Raw genomic sequence first — 19,491 nt, 5'->3', positions numbered from 1 at the left:
GAGGCTGCGTGGGTTGGCCCAAACGGTCACCACGCGCCCGACGCAGGCGTGCAAACTGACCCTCTGCCGGCCATTGGCGAGGTTGATCTCACCGCTGGCCGCCCACGCACTTCGAGTTCCACCGCGCCCTCGCCCGAGGGGACCGGTGCCGGTTCGATGACGGGTGAATCGCTGGCATGGACGAAACGCGGTGACAACTGGGCCGCCAGCGCGAGGGTGGTGCTCGGGATTGCGAAAGTCGACGCCGGCCGAGCATGGGGCGATCAGCAGCGCGATCAGTCCGGCCCGCTCCCAGCTGCGGCGCGCGGGCGGCAGGCCGACCGGCTCGGGGACGGCGGAGGTGTCGAGCAGGGCCTGGTCGGCGCTGAGCGTGGTCACCGCTGGAGCATGACCGGTACAGCGATGAGGGCCCTGGGCGGCTGCTGGCAATGTCCTGTGAACGCGGGAAGAGACCGAAACGTTGCACTTCAGGTGCCTTTCTGTCAGCGAACCGGAAGGTTCTCGCGTGGCGTTCCCGCCCTTTGCCTGGCTTGCGGCAATACGGCCTCGTCGACACTCATAGCTTCTTGGCATCGTCTGCGCACAATCAGGTAGTCGGCTACTCGTGTAGGCATCCCGGGGAGCTACCTACGCTGGCCGAACAGTCGGCGTTTGTGCGAGCCGGTTGGGTAGTTCGGAGTCGGGCCGCGCGGAATCCACCCGCGCACCGACCCTGCGATTGTCGGGGTAACACACGAGAACTGTTGTGCGACTACACGATCCGAGCCGTACGGCTCTAGGCAGGGGAGAACCACATGCCTGACTTGATTATTCTGCGGCTCGCGCCGTCGAAGCCGATGGACCCGAATGCGTTCCGGACGTTGCTGACCGACTTGACGGTAAAGGCATGGGACCTCGGCTTCGCCGACAGCACCGAGGGCGAACCGCTCGGCGCCGCGTCGGGACTTGCGGACCCGCATTTGCCGAGCACGACGAACAACAACGTCAACATCAACAACACGCAGATACTGCAGCACTACATCGACGTCACGAAGCAGCCGCCGCTCGGCTCGTCGACCACCACCAGACACCTGGAATCGGTGGCGACCGCGGTGATCGTGGTGAGCGGGTTGCCCGCCGGCCATCCGGAATACCCCAACGCGACCTCGTTCGACCTGCGGCTCGAGCTCAGCCGCACCGATGTGGTGATCAGTCATCGCCGGTTGCACTACAACGTCGAGATCAGCTCCCCGCCGAGTCTGTCGAGCAGCCAGAAGAAATATTTCGAGATGCCGACCAGCGCATACGTCACGCTGCCCGCATCGAATGCCGGCCTGGACCCGAACCTGGCGTTCGTCGACCTGCCGGAGAATGGGCAACCGCCCGCTTTCGCGCAGCTGGTGAAGGCGATCGATCTGGTGTTGGCGAAGGACCCGGGTGGCGCGAACGGCACGGTGCTCGGCATGGCCCCGCTGACGCCCGCCCAGAGCCGTCAGGTCGCCGCCGAAATCGTCTGGAACCGAACGGCATTCCCGACACCGCTGCCGGATCAGGGGCTCGGGCAGGACCCGTTCGGCGCGCTGTACACCAAACCGCCGGTCGATGTGCCCGCGCCGATCCTGCCGGAGTTCAGCCAGGACGATGTCGACAAGGCAAGGGACCGTTTCGAAGCCGAGCTCAACGGCTATTACGGCACTCGTGAGTCGGATACGTTGCGGCTCGCCGGGTTCGTCTTTTCGGCGGCCGCAGCCGTCGATGAGGAACGACAGAGCATCGCGGCGGCCCGCGCCCGGCTCGACTTCCCGTTGATCACCGGGGCAGGCACCCCGACGACGACACCGACCTCCGGGGTCGTGCTGACCGAGACCGGCGGTCTGGTACCGAATTTCGTGGTCCCGGCGGCCTACTTCTATGCGCTGGCCGCGCAGATGCCCCCGCAGGTGAACCCGCAGCAGCGCTACGACATGGCCCGCTACGCGCTGGAACCCCAACTGCTCACCGCCCTCGAGGCCGCCGTCGACGGCGGCCTCATCGTGGTGCCCGCCGCGCCGTATACCGTGCCGGGCGCGGTCAAGCTCACCCCGAATCAGGTGGCTCGGCGGCTGCACGCGCTGGGGACCGCGGCGGGCACGCTGACCGCGGTGCCGCTGACCGGGTCCGTCGAGGTCCTGGTCAAGGACTGGCTCGCGCACACCGGGAAGACCGTGAGCATCGACGTCGACTTCTGGCGGCCGGAGGTGATCGCGCATCCGGCGGAGTACCTGGAGTTGCTGCTGGAGGCCATCACCGCCAACGAGGCGCCGCTCATTGCGGCGATCAAGGCGCCGCCGCTCAGTGTCGGAACGGTCGAGCAGCTGGTCGCGGTCACCCATCAGCGGTGGCGGCAGTTCTTCGCCGACCCGGCCAAGAGCGCCTTGCTGCCGCCGTTCACCGCGCCGGGTACGCCCGCCGAACGCACCGAGGCGTTCATCCGACACCTGCGCCGTTTCTTCGCCGTCGAGGCCGGGCCGGGCGGCGGCTCGACGCCGAATGTCGGAGGGCCACCGGCTCTCACCCGGTCCGAGGCTGATGTCTTCGAGGACTTCGCCGCCGCGTACGCCTTCCACGCGGGCACCGACTTCACCTTCGCGGCCGATCCGGACCTGACCGCGCTGGCTGCGGCCAGCGCGGACGTGCTGCCTGGCGATGCCACCGGCCAACGGTGGCTTGTCTTCGCGCTCAACGCGATTCGGGAACTGTGGGTGGTCACCGATATCGGCGCGGGCGAGCTGCGGTTCTCCTTGATCGAGGCGCTGTACGCGCGCGGCTTCACCGCCGCCGCACAGATCGCGCGACTGTCCACCGCGGACTTCCGGTTCGCGCTGACCGGTTCGGTCGCCTACGAGTCCGCCGCGGCGATCTATGCGAAAGCGACCGAGTACGAGCCGTATCCACCGGAGCAGCCCGGCCCCTTCATGCCGGTGAACCCGGACGGTGCGCTGGTGGATTGTCTTCCGCCCGAGCATCTTTCGCCGCTCGGTCCGGTGGCGTATCTGCACCAGCTGCTCCAGGTGTCGGCCGCGTCGACCTGTGCCGATCCGTTGAAGCCTTACGACGAGGACAGCCTCGAGGCGCTGGTCGCCGACCGCCGCGGTCCGGTCGGCGAGCTGCATGCGACGAAAGCCGATCTGACGACTCAGCTTCCGGTGATCGACCTGGTCAACGAGAGTCTCGAGTCGCTCGTGACGACCACGCCGGGCCACACCGCGGGCGCGGTATACGACACGGCCGGTGACGAATTGGCCGGTCACCGCCTGGCCACCGACGGCAAGGTCGGGGGCGACCCGTGGGCGCACGACCCGGACACCTTGTTCGCGGCGCTGCCCGAGCATTCTTCGCCCGCGGCCCCCGTCGCGGTGCCTGGCGCATACGACATCCTGCGGTCCGACTTCACCCATCCGCAGCTGCCGTACCCGCAGGCCCTCGACGTCAACCGCAGCCACCTGCAGGCGATGGGGTCGAGCAGGTACGCGATCATGCGGCATTTCCGCAAGGACATCACCGAGTGGGCGATCGACGCCGAGCACGAGCCGGACACCTTCCGGCGGCATCAGTGGCGGTTGCCGTTGCGGTTGCCGATCGCGCTCGAGTACCTGCGGATCTCGCCGGAGGAATCAGAGCTGCTCTACCGCAACGACATTGCCGAGGAACCGACTGAGGGCCGGCTGGTACTGCGTGAGGTCTATGGCTTCCCCGAGTGCGGAGAGGGCGAAGAGGACTACGACTGCGATTGGCTCGAGGTAGTCACCCGGGTGCCGGAGTTCCTGCGGCGCACCGGACTCGACTATTGCGAGTTCCTCGCGCTGTGGCGCTCCGATTACGTCCCGTTCGGGCCAGGAGGCGAATCCGAGGGCGAGGGCGAGTATCCCGAGTACCCGGACTGCCAACCGTGCTGCCCGGACGACCTGATCATCGATTTCGGCGATCACGGCACAGCAGCTTCGCTGCGCAGGCTGGCCGTCTTCATCCGGCTGTGGCGGCGGCTGAACGAAAACCATGGCACCGCGGTCTCCTTCGACCAGCTGGCCGATATCTGCACCGTGCTGCGTTTGTTCGACGGCTCGACAGTCAACCCCGACTTCCTACGCCAGCTGTGCGCCCTGTTCGTGCTGCGCGACCTGTTGTGCCTGCCACTGACCGATCCGCACGCACCCGCCGAGCCGACCTACGACGCGACCGGCGCCGACCGCACCCACCTGCTCGCGCTGTGGGTGGGACCGGATGCGGCGCACTGGGATTGGGCCGTGCGCACGCTGATCGACAGCGTCGCGGACACCGCGGAACGGGCTCGTCCCGAGCTCGCCGCCCAGCCCGAGCTGGCCAAGATGATGGCGCAGAACCTGACGCCGCTGTCCCGGCTGGCCGGATTCGTCCCGGATACCGAGACCGACACCTGGTACTTCCAGCCGACCAGCACCGTCCGGTTCGCTGAGGTGCTGCTGAAGATCTACCTGTCCGAGTTCACCGTCGGCGAGGTGCTGTTCCTGTTCGCCGATCTGCATCTCGACGGCGACGACCCGTACCCGTTGCAGCCGCTGAACGAATCCCTCGCCGACCCGCTTCAACTGCCCGACGACAGCGACGAACACGGGCTGTGGACGCTGCGGGACAGCTTGCTCGCCGCCACCGCCGCGGACCCCGAAAGCTGGACCTGGTCTCGGATCACTGCGGCACTGACCGACGGATTCGGTTACCTGCCTACCGTTCCCCTCGACGCGCTGCGGACCATCGGCGAGCGGTTCTTCCCGTCGGTGCTCGAACGCGAGGGCACCACCGTGGCCGCGGACCGGCGGCGCTTCACCGTGCCGCTGGGCGCGGCCGACACCACGCCCGCCATGTGGAACGCCGAGCCGGACGGACCGCTGCATTACGACACCGGGACGCAAACGCTGTGGACCGGGCTCCCGCTGGACGACGCCGGGGTAGCCGAGCGGCTCAGCACGCTGCGCCCACTCGGCCCGGACGAGCGACGGGCGGTGTCGGAGTTGTACTTCGGGCCACGCGCGGCTCTGGTGCCGTTCGCGTTGCTGTTCGAATCGTTCGAGGCCGCGGTGCACCGGCTGGTGCACGAGCCGGACGAGGCGGCCCGATTCGCCTTTGTGCGTGAGCAATTCGCGCTGTTTCACGCGCGCTGCCGGATCATCTCGGTCCATCTGGCCGACCATGTACGCGACGCTGCGCGACAGTCCGCACCCACGGTGGGCGCGCGCGAAGTGGCCCGGCTGCTGCGCTCGCTGCACGGTGACGAGAACGCCGGAATGACCGACTGGGAAGACGATTCCGGCAAGCCACCGGCGCTGACTTGGCCGACCGCACCCACCGGCGGCGCGTTCGCCGCGCTGCTCGGTCTGGTCGGCACCGGTCTGGTCGGCCGATTCGCCGTCGACGGCACCGATCCGGCGTGGCGCGAGCTGAGCGGACCGCTGACGATGTTCGGACCGGGCCGTGACGCCTGGAATGCTCCGGTGCCCACCGTCATTCCCGCCATGGACCTGACCCTGACCACCGAGCAATTGCGGCTGGTCGCCGTGCGTAACGGGTTCGCGCTACGCGACGAGGACGGCGAACCACTCTTCGGCGCGCAGCCTTTCACGGTCACCCTGTCGGGCACGCTGCTGGTGGAGCACGCCGGGCGGTACGAGTTCGCCGCGGGCACACCGACACCTGAGAGCCAAGCCCCCGACTGCGAGCACTGCGACGACCTACGGTGGCGGATCACCCTGCGCCGCGGCCAGCGCTCGTGGATTCTGGTGAACCACAACTGGCCCGGAGAGGACGCGCCCGACTGCCATTCGGCACCGCTCGAACTACGTCGCGGCGCGTACGAGATCGTCGTCGAATTCGACCAGCCGGAACCGCGTTTCGACGAGGCGGAAGAGGTCCGGCCGCGGCACACCGGATTCCAGGTCAAATACACCGGTCCGGACACCGACGGCAACCTGATCGCGGTGCCGCATCGGCGGCTGTACCGGAACACGGTGGACGCGCCGCTGGATACGTGCCTTGGGCATATCGACGGGGCCGCACTGCACTACCTGCGCGACCGCTACACCTCTAGCCTGCGGGACATCCGGCGCACCTATCAGCGGGCGTTCAAGTCCGTGCTGGTCGCGCACCGGCTGCGGCTGTCCGCCGCGACCCTGCCCAGGGAGCCGCAATCCGAGCTGGGCTACCTGCTCGACCACGCGGAAGGCTTTGCCGGCCAGACCCATCCGCGCACCGGCCCCGCCGAGTTCGGTACCCATCGCGCCTGGTTCGACCTCGATCTGCTGCCGGTCACCGACCCGTACCGGTCGCCGTCGAACGACCAGCGGGCCGAGATGAGCCCGCGTCGCCAGGCGGCCCTGTTCGACTGGTGGGAGCGGCTGTACGACTACACCGAGCTGCGGGCCGAAACCAAGTCGGCCCGGGAAAAGCCCGCCTGGCGGGTGTTCTTGGAGGCCGCGGAACGGCAGCCCGACGACCCCGCCCAGTTGGTCCGGCACCTCGGTGTCGACGTCCGGCACGCACCCCTGGTGCTGACCTACTTCGATGCCACCGGCGACTATCACGTCGCCACACCGGATCTGGAGGCCGAGGCGTGGGCGATCCGCGTCTGGCACGGCGAGATGTGGCTGGACCGGCTGGACCGCTGCTTCCGGGTGCTGCACATCGAGGACGCGAAACCGGCTCGCTGGGCGGCCGATCGGCCCGAGCTGGCGCCGGATGCGGGCAACACCAACCTGACCCGGTTCGTGCGGGACGGCTGCTTCGAAAACGGCGCGCCTCGACGGTATCTGGACGTACAGGCGCTCGACGACGGACTGCGGGTGCGGGCGCGCGACGCCCTTGTCGCGTGGCTGTGCGGGATGAACCGGGTGCCGCTGCCGTTCGCGCCCGGCCGATACGCCACCCGGGCACGAGATCTCAGCGACCTGCTGCTGCAGGACGTGGAGACCGGGACCTGCGAGCGGGCGAGCCGGATCGAGGACGCGATCAGCAGTGGGCAGGCATTCGTGCAGCGGGCCAGGCTCGGCCTGGAACCGAGCCTGCCGGTGAGTGCCGCGTTCACCCAGCTGTGGGACAGCCGCTTCGAAACCTTCCGCACCTGGCAGTGCGTCGCCGAACGCGAGGTGTACCGCGAGAATTGGATCGAATGGGACGAACTGGCCAAGGCCCGCCGGGTCGAGGCGTTCACCTTCCTGGAGGAGGAACTGCGGCGACGCAGGTTGACCGTCGCGGTCCCCGGCGGGCTGGAGTGGTGGCCGGATCAGCGGCCGCCCGCGCATCCAGGGCTCACCGTGCTGCAAGCCGCCGAGCCGTCCAGGATCAGCGTGCTGGTGCCGCGTTCGGATCCGACGGACGGAGATTTCGCCCGTCCGCTCGACGAAGGCCTGAACCTGCTCGGCGAGCCGACGGCGGATGCCCGCCAGTCCTGGCTGGCACCGATCATGCGGGAGTTGCCGAACGGCAACGGAAATGGCGATGGCGGTCATGACGGCGACGGGGGCCACGACGGCGATGGTGGTCATGACGGCATGGTCGACCACGATGACCACGGGGAGGCCGACGGCGACGATCGGCGCGGAGCTGACGGCAAGAAGGAGCTTGCCGGTGGTCGCGGTGGCGAGAACCAGCCCGCCGTCCTGGCCGGCGAACTGTCGGAATCGGAGCAGGAGCGGCTGCCGCTGTGGATCAAGTCGGCCGTGCGGCTCGGCACCCGCTTCGTGCGGATCGCCGCGGCGGGTACTCCACTGGCATCCGCTGGATTCCAGGTCTGCGAGCATGATTCGACCTGCTGCACCTGCGACGGCGTGCACGAATCGCTGGTCGACGAGTACTACTTCTGGCTCGAGGACGGCCAGAGCTACCAGCCGATCACGCAGGACGCCGATACCGGGCACACCGAGGGCGACGAGACGTCGGACTGGCATCGGGCGGACAAGCTGCCCGCGCTGCTGGACTGGCCGACGAAACCGGTTGTCCACCTGGTCTGGTCGCGCCGCCGAGACGGCAAGTTCGAGCCGCCGCGCCGGTCCACCGAACCGGTGACCGTCGGGTCGGCGACGTCCGCGAAGTTGGCCTTCGCCGGGCGTACCGGAGATTCGTTGCGATTCCAGGTGATCGGCGGCCAGCGGCCGACCGGCTACGAGAAGGACCCGACGCCCCCGGGTTTCCGGTACGACCTGGCCACCGACAGCGCGACGCGCGTGCCACTCGTCGACGAACCGCCGGTTGTCACGCCGGGCGAAGAGATCGGCGGATTGGACGCCTACCCGTTCTTCGCCTACGTGTGCCCCGGTGCGCCGGTGCAACCGCTGACGTTGTTCTCGGTGGCGCTGACCGTCGGCAACACCCTGCGAGCAGACTGCCGATTCGAGGCGGCATTGAAATGGTATGAGCTGGTCCGGATTCCGGGCTCGACCGACAACACCTGGTCGGTATGTGTGTCCACCGACGGCGGCGTCGACGTCCCACCGGTCGGTACGGGCAACCATGACGGCGACGGCGATCATGGCGGCGAGGGCAACGATGGCGGTCACGGCGATAACGGTGGCGACGGCAACCATGGTGGCGAGCGTGTCCGGCGCGGCCGCCGTGACCAGACCTGCTGCCCGACCAGCGCCTACGGCGACGATCGGGCGCGGGACCGGGCCATGTTGCTCCGCTACCTGGAGACCATGCTTGTGTGGGCGGACACCCTGCGGGCCCGCAACAACCCGGAGTCCGTGCGTCGCGCCGAGGTCATCCTCAGCGAGGTCGACCGCATCCTCGGCGTTCGCCCGGATGTCGTGCTCGCACAAGATGATCCGGACCCGGACACCATCGCGGACTTCCGGCCGCGCCGGGCACCGCTCAATCCGCGATTGCTGGCGCTCTACGATCGCACCGCCGACCGGTTGGCCACCCTCCGCGAATGCCAGAGCAGCAAGCGATTGCGCGCGGGTAAGCCCACTATCGACATGCCGTACTTCGGTGACGATCCGCGCCGGGACGGCCGGCAACTGGCGGGCTGTGACTGCGGCGGCGACTGCTGCGCACAGGACTGTGCCGCCTACCGATTCACGGTGCTGGTGCAGCGGGCGCGAGAGCTGGCCGGTGAGGTGCGTGGACTCGGCGGGCAACTGCTGGCGGCGCATGAGAAGGCCGACGCGGAATTCCTTGCCGCACTACGTCAGACGCAGGAACGCCAGCTGACCGAGCTGACGCTGCGACAGCGTGAGCACCAGTGGCGCGACGCCGACTGGCAGGTGCAAGCGCTCGGCAAGACCAAGGAGGGCGCGCAGGCCCGATTGCGCTACTACCGCAACCTGATCGCCAATGGCTTGAACGCGGGCGAGATCGGCTACGAGTCGTTGACCGGCGTATCCATCGGCTCCCGGATCGCGGGCAACGTGCTCGAGGCGATCGCGCAAGGCATCGGCGGCACCCCGGATCTCTGGATCGGTGTAGCCGGTGTGATGGGCACGCCGCTGATGTTCCAGCAGCTGCCGATCGGCGTGAAGCTCGCCTCCGGCTTCTCCACCGGTGCCCGGATCATGAACTCGCTCAGCGAGATCGCGACCAGCGGTGCGGGTTTGAGCAATACCGAAGGCGGCTGGGATCGCCGGCTCGACGAGTGGCGGCAGCAGGTCGACGTCATCAGCATCGAGCTCGAACAGATCGAGCGGCAGATCCTCGGCGCCGAACGCCGCCGCGATATGGCGTTGACCGAGCTGAACAACCAACAGCGCCAACTGGAGAACGCCGCCCGAGTGCAGGACTTCCTGCGCGACAAGTTCACCAGCCACGAGCTGTATCTGCATCTACAGCAGGAGACGGCGGCTCAGTATTTCCGCATGTACGAGCTGGCGCGCTGCGCGGCCCGGCAGGCCGAGCGGGCGTTCAATGTCGAACGCGGCTACACCAGTCGATCGTTCGTCGGCGACGCCGATTTCGACAATCTGCGCGCGGGTTTGCTCGCGGGGGAGCGGTTGCAGCTCGCGGTGGCCGAGATGGACAAGGCGTACCTGGATGAGAACTGCCGGGAATACGAACTCACCAAACATATTTCGCTGCGCCAGGCGTTCCCGCTGGCGTTCGTGCACCTGCAGGCGACGGGCCGCGCCGAGATCGAGGTGCCGGAATGGATGTTCGATCTCGACTACCCCGGCCACTACCTGCGCAGGATCAAGAACGTCACGCTGACCATCCCGTGCGTGGTCGGGCCGTATACCGGCGTGCACTGCCGGCTCACCCTGCTGAGCAGTCAGACCCGAGTCGATCCCCGGCTGGCCAAACCGCCGGTCGGGTGCTGCGACCCGGTGCACGAATTCGAGTGCGGCTGCGCCGGTGTCGACAACGGGTACCCCGCCACCATCGAGGACGGCCGGGTGCTGCGCGCCTACGCCGCCACCGAGGCCATCGCGACGTCCACCGGTCAGAACGACTCGGGCATGTTCGAGTTGAACTTCCGGGACGAGCGGTATCTGCCGTTCGAGTTCGCCGGCGCAGTGGGCCGGTGGCGCATCGAATTGCCGCCGGAGACGAACTATTTCGATTTCGACTCGCTCAGCGATGTGGTACTGCACGTGAATTACACCGCACGGGAGGGCGGCGACAAGCTGCGTGCCGCGGCGCTCGAGTCGGCCCAGGGCCGGCTCCCCGGAGATGGGTTGCGACTGTTCGATGTTCGGCGCGACCTGCCCGACGCCTGGCAGCGCATGTCGGTGCCGACGCCGGAGGCGCAGCCGTGGAGCCGCAAGCTCGACCTGCGACTGTCCGGCGCGATGTTCCCGTTCGTGCCCGCCATGCAGGTGCGGTGGGTGCAGGCGATCCAACTGTTCGTCGAGGCGCCGTGTGCCGACCCGAGCGCGAATATCGTGGCCAGGTTCCGGCCGGTCAGGCACGACCGGTGCGGGGCGGACTGCGGGTGCGGGTGGATCGACGTGCATTGTGTCGCCAGTAGCGAATACCCGGCGCTGTACTGGGGTGTCGTCGAGTTGGCCGGGACCAGGCTGGGCCCGCTGACGCCGGATCGGCCGGAGCTGATCGGCACGATCGAGTTCCCGGACTCGCTCGGCGAGGTGTGCGACGCCAAGGTGGTGGTCGGCTATTGCGCTGAGCCGTGGCGTTCCTGCGGCAACGGTGACCGGTGCCCGTGCGGCGGGCGCGGCACCGGGTGCGGCTGCGAGGGGCACTGATCATGTGGACCGAGAACACAGACAAGAAGGCCGAGAAGCCGTCCACAGCGGCTGATTTCGGCGTCCGCCCGCCCGCGATCGTGCTGCCGAAAGGCGGCGGTGCGATCCGGGGCATCGGTGAGAAGTTCACCGCGAACCCGGCCACCGGGACCGGCTCGCTGAGCGTGCCCATCGCCACCAGTACGGGCCGGGGCGACTTCGGTCCGAAGCTGGCGCTGTCCTACGACTCCGGTGCCGGCAACGGTCCTTTCGGCTTCGGCTGGAGCATGTCGCTGCCCGCGATCACCCGCAAGACCGACAAAGGACTGCCGAAGTATCACGATGCGGCGGAGTCCGATGACTTCGTGCTGTCGGGTGCCGAGGACTTGGTGCCGGTGTACCGGCCTGGTCCCGACGGCACCGCGGTGCGCGACGAGGTGGAGATCGACGGCTATCTGGTACGCCGCTACCGGCCTCGGGTGGAGGGCCTGTTCGCCAGGATCGAACGCTGGAGCCGGATCGGCGTCCCCGCCGACGTGCATTGGCGCTCGATCTCGATCGACAACATGCTCACCCTGTATGGGCACGACGACCGCTCACGCATCGCCGACCCGCTCGATCCGCGCCGGATCTTCACCTGGCTGACCTGCGAAACACGGGATGTCATCGGCAATGCCGTGGTGTACGACTATCGGGCGGAGAACGGGCACGGCGTCGATCTCGGTCGCGCGCACGAGCGCAATCGCGGTGCGGCCGACGACCGACGCCGCACCGCCAACCGGTATCCCGCTCGCATCAGATACGGCAACCGGACGCCGCTGCTCGATGCCGACGGGCAGCGTCCCCGCACAGTGGACAGCGCGCAAATGGCGGACACGGACTGGATGTTCGAGGTGGCGTTCGACTACGGCGAATACCACCCGGACAGGCCGAAGCCCAGTGATGCAGGGTCATCGGCGGGCTGGAGTGTGCGCCCGGATCCGTTCTCGTCCTATCGCTCCGGGTTCGAGGTCAGGACGCTGCGGCGCTGCCGTCGGGTGCTGATGTTCCATCATTTCCCGGACGCCGCCGAGGTCGGCCGCGACTGTCTGGTTCGCGCAACGGAATTCACCTATTCGGCGGACAGTGACCCCGCCGTTCCGGTGTACACATTTCTGCGGGAGGTGACCGAAATCGGCTACCGGCGCACCGCCGACGGCTATCACCGCCGGAGCATGCCGCCGGTCGCCTTCGAATACGGCGTGCCGGTTGTCCAGGACACTGTGCGGGAGGTCGACGCCGCGAGCCTGGAGAACCTGCCGGCCGGCGTGGACGGCCGCGCCTACCGTTGGACCGATCTGCATGGTGAGGGCCTGCCCGGTGTGCTGACCGAGCAGGCGGGTACCTGGTTCTACAAACGAAACCTGAGCCCGCTGGCCGACGACTCGTCGACGGCTCGATTCGGACCGCGCGAAGTGGTTGCGCTGGCGCCGAATGTGCCGCCGGGCGCCCATTTCCTCGATCTGGACGGCGACGGCCGACCCGACGTGGTGGTGACCACCGGCGCCGATACCGGCGTCTATCCGCATGACGACGCCGAGGGCTGGCTGCCGTTCCGTCCGTTCGCCGCACGGCCCACCCACGCGCTGGACGATCCGGGGTTGCGCTTCGTCGACCTGGACGGTGACGGCTTCGCCGATCTGCTTGTCCCCGAGGATGATGCGCTCGGCTGGCATCCGGCGCTGGCCGGGGCAGGCTTCGGCGAATCGCACCGGGTGCCGTGGGCGACGGACGAAGAACACGGTCCCCGGGTCATTTTCACCGATGGCACCGAGACCATCTCGCTGGCCGATCTGAGCGGCGACGGTCTCCCCGATCTGGTCCGCATTCGCAATGGGGAGGTCTGCTACTGGCCCGGGCTCGGTTACGGCCGCTTCGGCGCCAAGGTGACGATGGACGACGCGCCTTGGTTCGACAACGCGGACCAGTTCGAGGACAGTCGCATTCGGCTCGTCGATATCGACGGCAGCGGCACCACGGATCTGGTGTACCTGCACCGCGACGGAATCCGGTTGTACTTCAACCAGTCCGGCAACGGCTGGAGCCCACCGCGTAAGCTGGACATCTACCCGAGCGTCGACGAACTGGCCACCATCGTGCCCGCCGACCTGCTCGGCAATGGCACCGCCTGCCTCGTCTGGTCCTCGGTCGCGCCGGCCGAAGCAGGACGGCCGATGCGCTACGTCGATCTGATGGGTGGCCGGAAACCGCACCTGCTGATCGGGGTCAGCAACAACATGGGGGCCGAGACTCACATCGACTATGCGCCGTCGACCCGCTTCTTCCTGCGCGACAAGCGCGATGGCAGGCCATGGCTGACCAGGTTGCCGTTCCCGGTGCAGGTGGTCGAGCGGGTATCGGTCTACGACCACGTCAGCCGGAACCGGTTCGTCACCGAGTACGCCTATCACCACGGCTACTTCGATCCGGTGGAACGCGAGTTCCGTGGCTTCGGCATGGTCGAGCAGCGAGATACCGAGGCGTTCGGCGCCTTTGGCGACGCGGACAACGCGGCGATCGAATCGCACGTTCCGCCGGTGCTCACCAAGTCCTGGTTCGATACCGGCGCGCCGGGTCCCGCGGATCGTTTCGAGCGCGAGTACTTCCGGGAGCCAGGGCTGACCCTCGACGAGGCGCGAGCGTTGCGGCCGGCGGCCACCACGTTGCCGCCGGGCCTCAGCCCGGAGGAGCAGCGAGAGGCCCATCGGGCGCTGCGCGGCACCCTGCTGCGGCAGGAGATCTACGCCGAGGATGCCGGACCCGAGGACAGTGCCGCGCGCAGACAACGCGCGCACTCGCCGTATTCGGTGACGGAACACAGCTTTACGGTCCGCATGCTGCAGCGTCGCGGCGACAATCGGCACGGTGTGTTCCACACGCACGGGCGTGAGGTGCTAACGCTGCACTACGAGCGCGACCCCGCCGATCCGCGCGTCCAGCATGCGCTCACCCTCGAGGTGGACGATTTCGGCCTCGTCCTGAAGAACGCCACGATCGGCTACGGACGCCGTGCGCTGCTGCGCACCGTAGATGCCGCTGGACGGGTCGGTCAGGTGCCTAATCCCGCTCTCGCGGAGTTGTCTCCGGACGATCGCCGTAAGCAGACAACGGCGCTGCTCACCTACGTCGAGCATCGCGTCACCAACGCGGTCGACAGCGTCGACGCCCATCGCGGGCCGCAGCGCGGTGAGTCGAAGACCTTCGAGCTGACCGGGTACCAGGGGACCGGGCCCGACGGCCGCATCCAGCCGAGCGATCTGGTCGAGCTGGATCCTGCCGCACCACAACGACTCCGGCACCGCTTTATCGACGAGGTGCCGTACGAGGCTGCGGCGACAGCGAATCCGTGCCGTCGTGTCGTCGAATGGCAGCGCACCCTCTACCGCCGCGACGATCTGACCGATTTGTTGCCGCTCGGCACCGTGCAGCCACTCGCGCTGCCCGGCGAGAGCTACCGGCTCGCGTTCACCCCCGGCCTGCTCGCCCAGGTCTACCGCCGCCCGGTGGCCGGACAGCCGCCGGAAGTGCTGCTCCCGGACCCTGCCGCAGTGCTCGGCGGCCGCGGCGGCGCGGGCGGCGGCTATCAGGACAGCCGAACGCTGGTGGCCGCCGGACTGTTTCCGGCCGACGATGCCGAAGGCCACTGGTGGTTGCCGTCGGGGCGAGTGTTCTTCAGCGTCGACACCGCCGATACCGCAGCGGCGGAAGCGGCGCAGGCCCGTGCGCACTTCTTCGTGCCACGCCGATATCGCGACCCGTTCGACGTCGATATCGTCGCCGACTTGGACGCGGATGATCTGCTGACGGTGCGCACCGTGGATGCGCTCGGCAACAACGCCACCGTGCTGGCTGCCGACTATCGCACCTTGCAGCCCAGCACAATTCGCGATCCGAACGGCAATCGGTCGGAGGTAGTGTACGACGCGCTGGGCATGGTGGCGGGCACCGCGGCCATGGGCAAGCAGGCGCCAGCACCGGTCGAGGGCGATACGCTCGACGAGTTCGTCAGCGACCCTGCGGAATCCGACCTCGCGGCGTTCTTCGACGCGGCAGACCCTGAGGATGCGGCTCGCGTGCTGCTGCATGGTGCGAGCATGCGGGTCGTCTACGACCTCGATCGTTTCCGGCGCACTCGGCTGGCACATCCCGCCGAACCGCAACGGTGGCAACCGATCTGCGCGGCCACCCTCGCGCGGGAAACCCACGTCAGTGATGCACAGCCGCCGGGCGGCGGCCGAATCCAGATCGGCTTCGGCTACTCCGACGGCTTCGGCCGGGAGATCCAGCGCAAGGTGCAGGCCGAGCCCGGGCCGGTGACAGCGGACGGCCCGATCGTCAGGCCGCGGTGGGTCGGCAGCGGCTGGACGGTCTTCGACAACAAAGGCAATCCGGTCCGAAAGTACGAGCCGTTCTTCAGCAGCACATTAGGATTCGAGTTCGGGGTGCGGGCAGGCGTGAGCCCGGTCCTGTTCTACGATCCGATCGGCCGGGTGGTAGCCACCCTGCTGCCGAATCAAACCTACCAAAAGGTCGTCTTCGACCCGTGGCGTCAGCTCAGCTACGACGCCAACGACACCTGTGCGCCATGCGGCACGCAGACCGGCGATCCCCGAACGGATCCCGATATCGGCGGCTACGTCGCCCGGTACTTCGCGAGCCTCGATGATCCGGCCGCTTGGCGGACTTGGTACGCGCAGCGCGTCGACGGTTCGGCGGGGGAGCAGGAGCGCGTCGCCGCGGAAAGGGCGGCCGAACACGCTGACACCCCTACCGCCGCGCATGCCGACGTGCTCGGCCGCACCGTCCTCACCGAGGTCGGCAATCGCATCGTCTGTGCCGGACACGAACTGGACGGCACGTCGGAAACACTGAGCGGGCGAGTCGACTTCGACATCGAAGGCAATCAGCTGGCGATTCGTGACTCGGCGCGCCAGGATGATCCGCTCGGCCGAGTGGTGGTGCGCAACGCCTACAACATGGTCGGCGCGCGTATCCACGTGCACAGCATGGAAGCAGGCGCGCGCTGGTTGCTCGACGATGTCGACGGCACGCCGATTCGCGCCTGGGACAGCCGCGGCCATCGGGTCGTGACCAGCTATGACGAATTGCGCAGGCCGCTGCGAACCACGGTGCGCGGCAGCGTCGCCGACGGTCCCGGCGCCTCCGATCCGCGCACCCTCGATCGCGACGTGGTCGTCTCCGCCGTCGAATACGGTGAGCCGCCGATCGGCGCGGACGCCGAATCCGAGGCCCGCGCACAGCGACTGAACCTGCGCACCAGGGTCTATCGGCAGTTCGACGGGGCCGGCGTGCTCACCAACGCACGGCTGGACGCCGCTGGAAACCCGATGGAGGCCTGCGATTTCAAGGGCAACCTGCGGCACACCACCCGTCGGCTCGTCCGCGACTACGTGAATGTGCCGGACTGGCAGGTTGATCCGGAACTGGACAACGAGAGCTTCGAGGCCAGTACCTGTTACGACGCGCTCAACCGGCCGATCCAATCGCTCGCCCCGCGCAGCAGCCGGGCAGGCACGGCGCGCACCGTGTTGCAGCCGGTTTTCAACGAGGCAGGATTGCTCGACCGGGTCAGCGTGTGGCTGGCACACCCGGACGAGCCGACCGCCTTGCTCGATCCGGCCACCGAGCCGCCAGATCCGGTGGGCGTCACAAACATCGGCTATGACGCGAAGGGGCAGCGGCTGTTCGTCGACTACGTGAATGGTGCGCGCACCCGTTACTCCTACGACCCGGACACCTTCCGGCTGACCCGCCTGCGGACCGGTCGTCCTGTCGGCGACGACCTCCAGGATCTGCGATACACCTATGATCCGACCGGCAATCTCACCCATGTCCACGATGCGGCGCAGCAGTCGACCTTCTTCCGCAACCGGCGGGTGGAGCCGAGCAACGACTACATCTACGACGCGGTGTATCGGCTGCTCCAGGCCACCGGCCGGGAACAACTCGGCGGACCGGCCGACCAATACCTAGTTGATGACGTCACCGTGCCGGTGGATCATCCCGGCGACGGCAATGCGATGGGCGGCTATCTCGAGCGCTACGTCTATGACGCGGTCGGCAACATCCTGCGCATGCAGCATCGCGGTATGAACCCGGCGCATCCAGGGTGGACCCGCGGCTATCGTTACGCCGAACGCAGCGCGCTCGATAGGGGCAGTGCCACAGCAGAGTTCATTGTGAGCAACCGGCTGAGCAGTACGACGGTTGAGCGAACGGGTACTCCGGTCGCTGAGCTGGAGCCGTATAGCTATGACTCACACGGCAATACGACTCACCTACGCCGGGTGACGGGCGACTCGATCGAGCCGGATCTGCACTGGGACTACGGCAATCGGCTCACCCGGGTCGAACTCGGTGGCGGCGGGGCGGCGTACTACGTCTACGACGCGGCGGGTCAGCGACTGCGCAAGGTGTGGGAAAAGGCACCCGGCCGGGTCGAAGAACGGATCTATCTCGGCGGAGTCGAGGTGTTCCGCAGGCACGCCGGTCCGATCGGTGCCGACACTGCGACGCTGGAGCGGACGACGCTGCACGTCACCGACGATAAACGGCGTATTGCCTTGGTGGAGAGCCGCACTCGAGATACCGCAGGCACCGATCCGGCACCAGAACGCACTATTCGCTACCAACTCGCCAACCATCTCGGCTCCAGCGCACTGGAACTCGACGATCAGGCGCGGATCATCTCCTACGAGGAGTACGCACCGTACGGCACGACCACGTATCAGGCGGTCCGCAGGGGCACCGAGGCACCGAAGCGCTACCGCTACACCGGCAAGGAACGCGACGAAGAGAGCGGGCTGTACTACCACGGCGCCCGGTATTACGCGCCCTGGCTCGGGCGGTGGACCGCCTGCGACCCGGCGGGGCTGGTCGACGGTCCGAATCTGTACGCCTACGTCGGTGCGAACCCGGTCAGAAAGGTGGATGCCACCGGCACGCAGGACGGTGACCCGCCGTTGTTCGATCCCGGCGATATAGACAACGCGCTCAGCCAGGGCGAGGCGTCGTGGGAGCAGCGCGGCAAGGTATCGGAGATACCGGGCACGATGGACATCGACGAGGCGAAAGCGGTAGGCGAGAAGGGGATTTCGCAGGAGGAGGCGTACCGCCGGGCGACCAGTGTGGAGGATCGGCAGTTCCTGGAATCGATCACCAACCGCCGGACCAAACATGTCCGGACCGACATGCGTCCGATGCAGTCCCGACCCCCGGTCTCGGTGACGAGCAATCCGAACGTCTTGCTGGACCGAAATTTCGGTGAGATCTCCGAGATGCGCGAGATATTCGACGAGGCGCTGGCCAAGGTCACCGACCCGAACAAGCTGACTCCGACAAAGCTGAAGGCGGCCATCAACGCCAACATGCGCGACATCATCAAGAATGGAACCAGTGACGCCGCGGTCAAGGTGCGAAAGGCGATCGGCGACTTGGGCTTCCAGAATATCGAGGGCAAGGGCTGGACGTTGCCCGCGGCACCGCGACCGAACGGGACGCCACAGGTGCCCGCGACCACGCCACCCGCACCTGCGCCGAAACCGGCCGCACCGAAGCCCGCCGCGCCGAAGGCACCATCGGGCGCGACCGGTGCCGCCGGAGCCAGTGCACAGGAGGCGAAGACATTGGTCGCCGCCGAAGCAAAGGCACTGGCCGCCACGGGGCCCAGCGAGGCCGGATTGCTGGCCCGAGTCGGCGGTGGTGCGAAAGTGCTCGGGAGGGTAGCGGTCGTGGTGAACGTGTACTTCGCCTACGAGGGCTACAAGGAGGGCGCCAAGCACAGCGAGGGCGAGGCAGTACTCAACTTCGTCGGCGGACTCGGCGGTCTTCCCGAGTACGGCACCATCTTGCGACAGGGCGGGGAGTTCGGCTCTATGGTCAGCAAACCGGGGAAGCTGTGGGACGCCATCAAGGGCGGCTCCAGCCCCCAATCGATCGGCATGGGCATGATCTTCGGCTCGTTCCGCTGAGCCTGCCGCTCGACAGACCAACGGCCGCACGGATCCGTGCGGCCTTGCTAACCGGATCATGCAAGTCTGCTCCGGTTTCCCATTTCGACACCAGGCGTACGTGGACGCCTAGGTAGGCGGCGAATGCGCGGATACTCATCCACTGGGCATCGGGCAGTTTGCGGACTTCGGTTCCAGTCCAGGGCCGAACCAGACTGATCATCGCGAGCGGCGTTCCTTCCACATTGGGTGGGGTTCGGTCCGGATGATCGGCGCGGAGCGGCTGAAGGTCAACGCCCAGAGATCATCATCTCGGGCGTCCG

At 67.7% G+C, this 19,491-nt stretch carries 2 protein-coding genes; both read left to right on the top strand.

Translation table 11 applies throughout. From position 1 onward, the window contains the following. Positions 1-794: 794 nt before the first annotated feature. Entirely contained in the window at positions 795-11,180 is a 10,386-nt protein-coding gene (locus BJ987_RS26735; RefSeq protein WP_209895336.1) for a Tc toxin subunit A-related protein, read from the top strand. A gap of 2 nt (positions 11,181-11,182) precedes the next feature. Beyond that, a complete protein-coding gene (locus tag BJ987_RS26730; protein ID WP_209895334.1) occupies positions 11,183-19,189 on the top strand; it encodes a SpvB/TcaC N-terminal domain-containing protein in 8,007 nt (2,668 codons plus the stop codon). Positions 19,190-19,491 lie beyond the last annotated feature (302 nt).

It is taken from the genome of Nocardia goodfellowii (assembly GCF_017875645.1).
GTDB lineage: Bacteria > Actinomycetota > Actinomycetes > Mycobacteriales > Mycobacteriaceae > Nocardia > Nocardia goodfellowii.
This window is presented reverse-complemented; position numbering and strand designations above follow the sequence as displayed.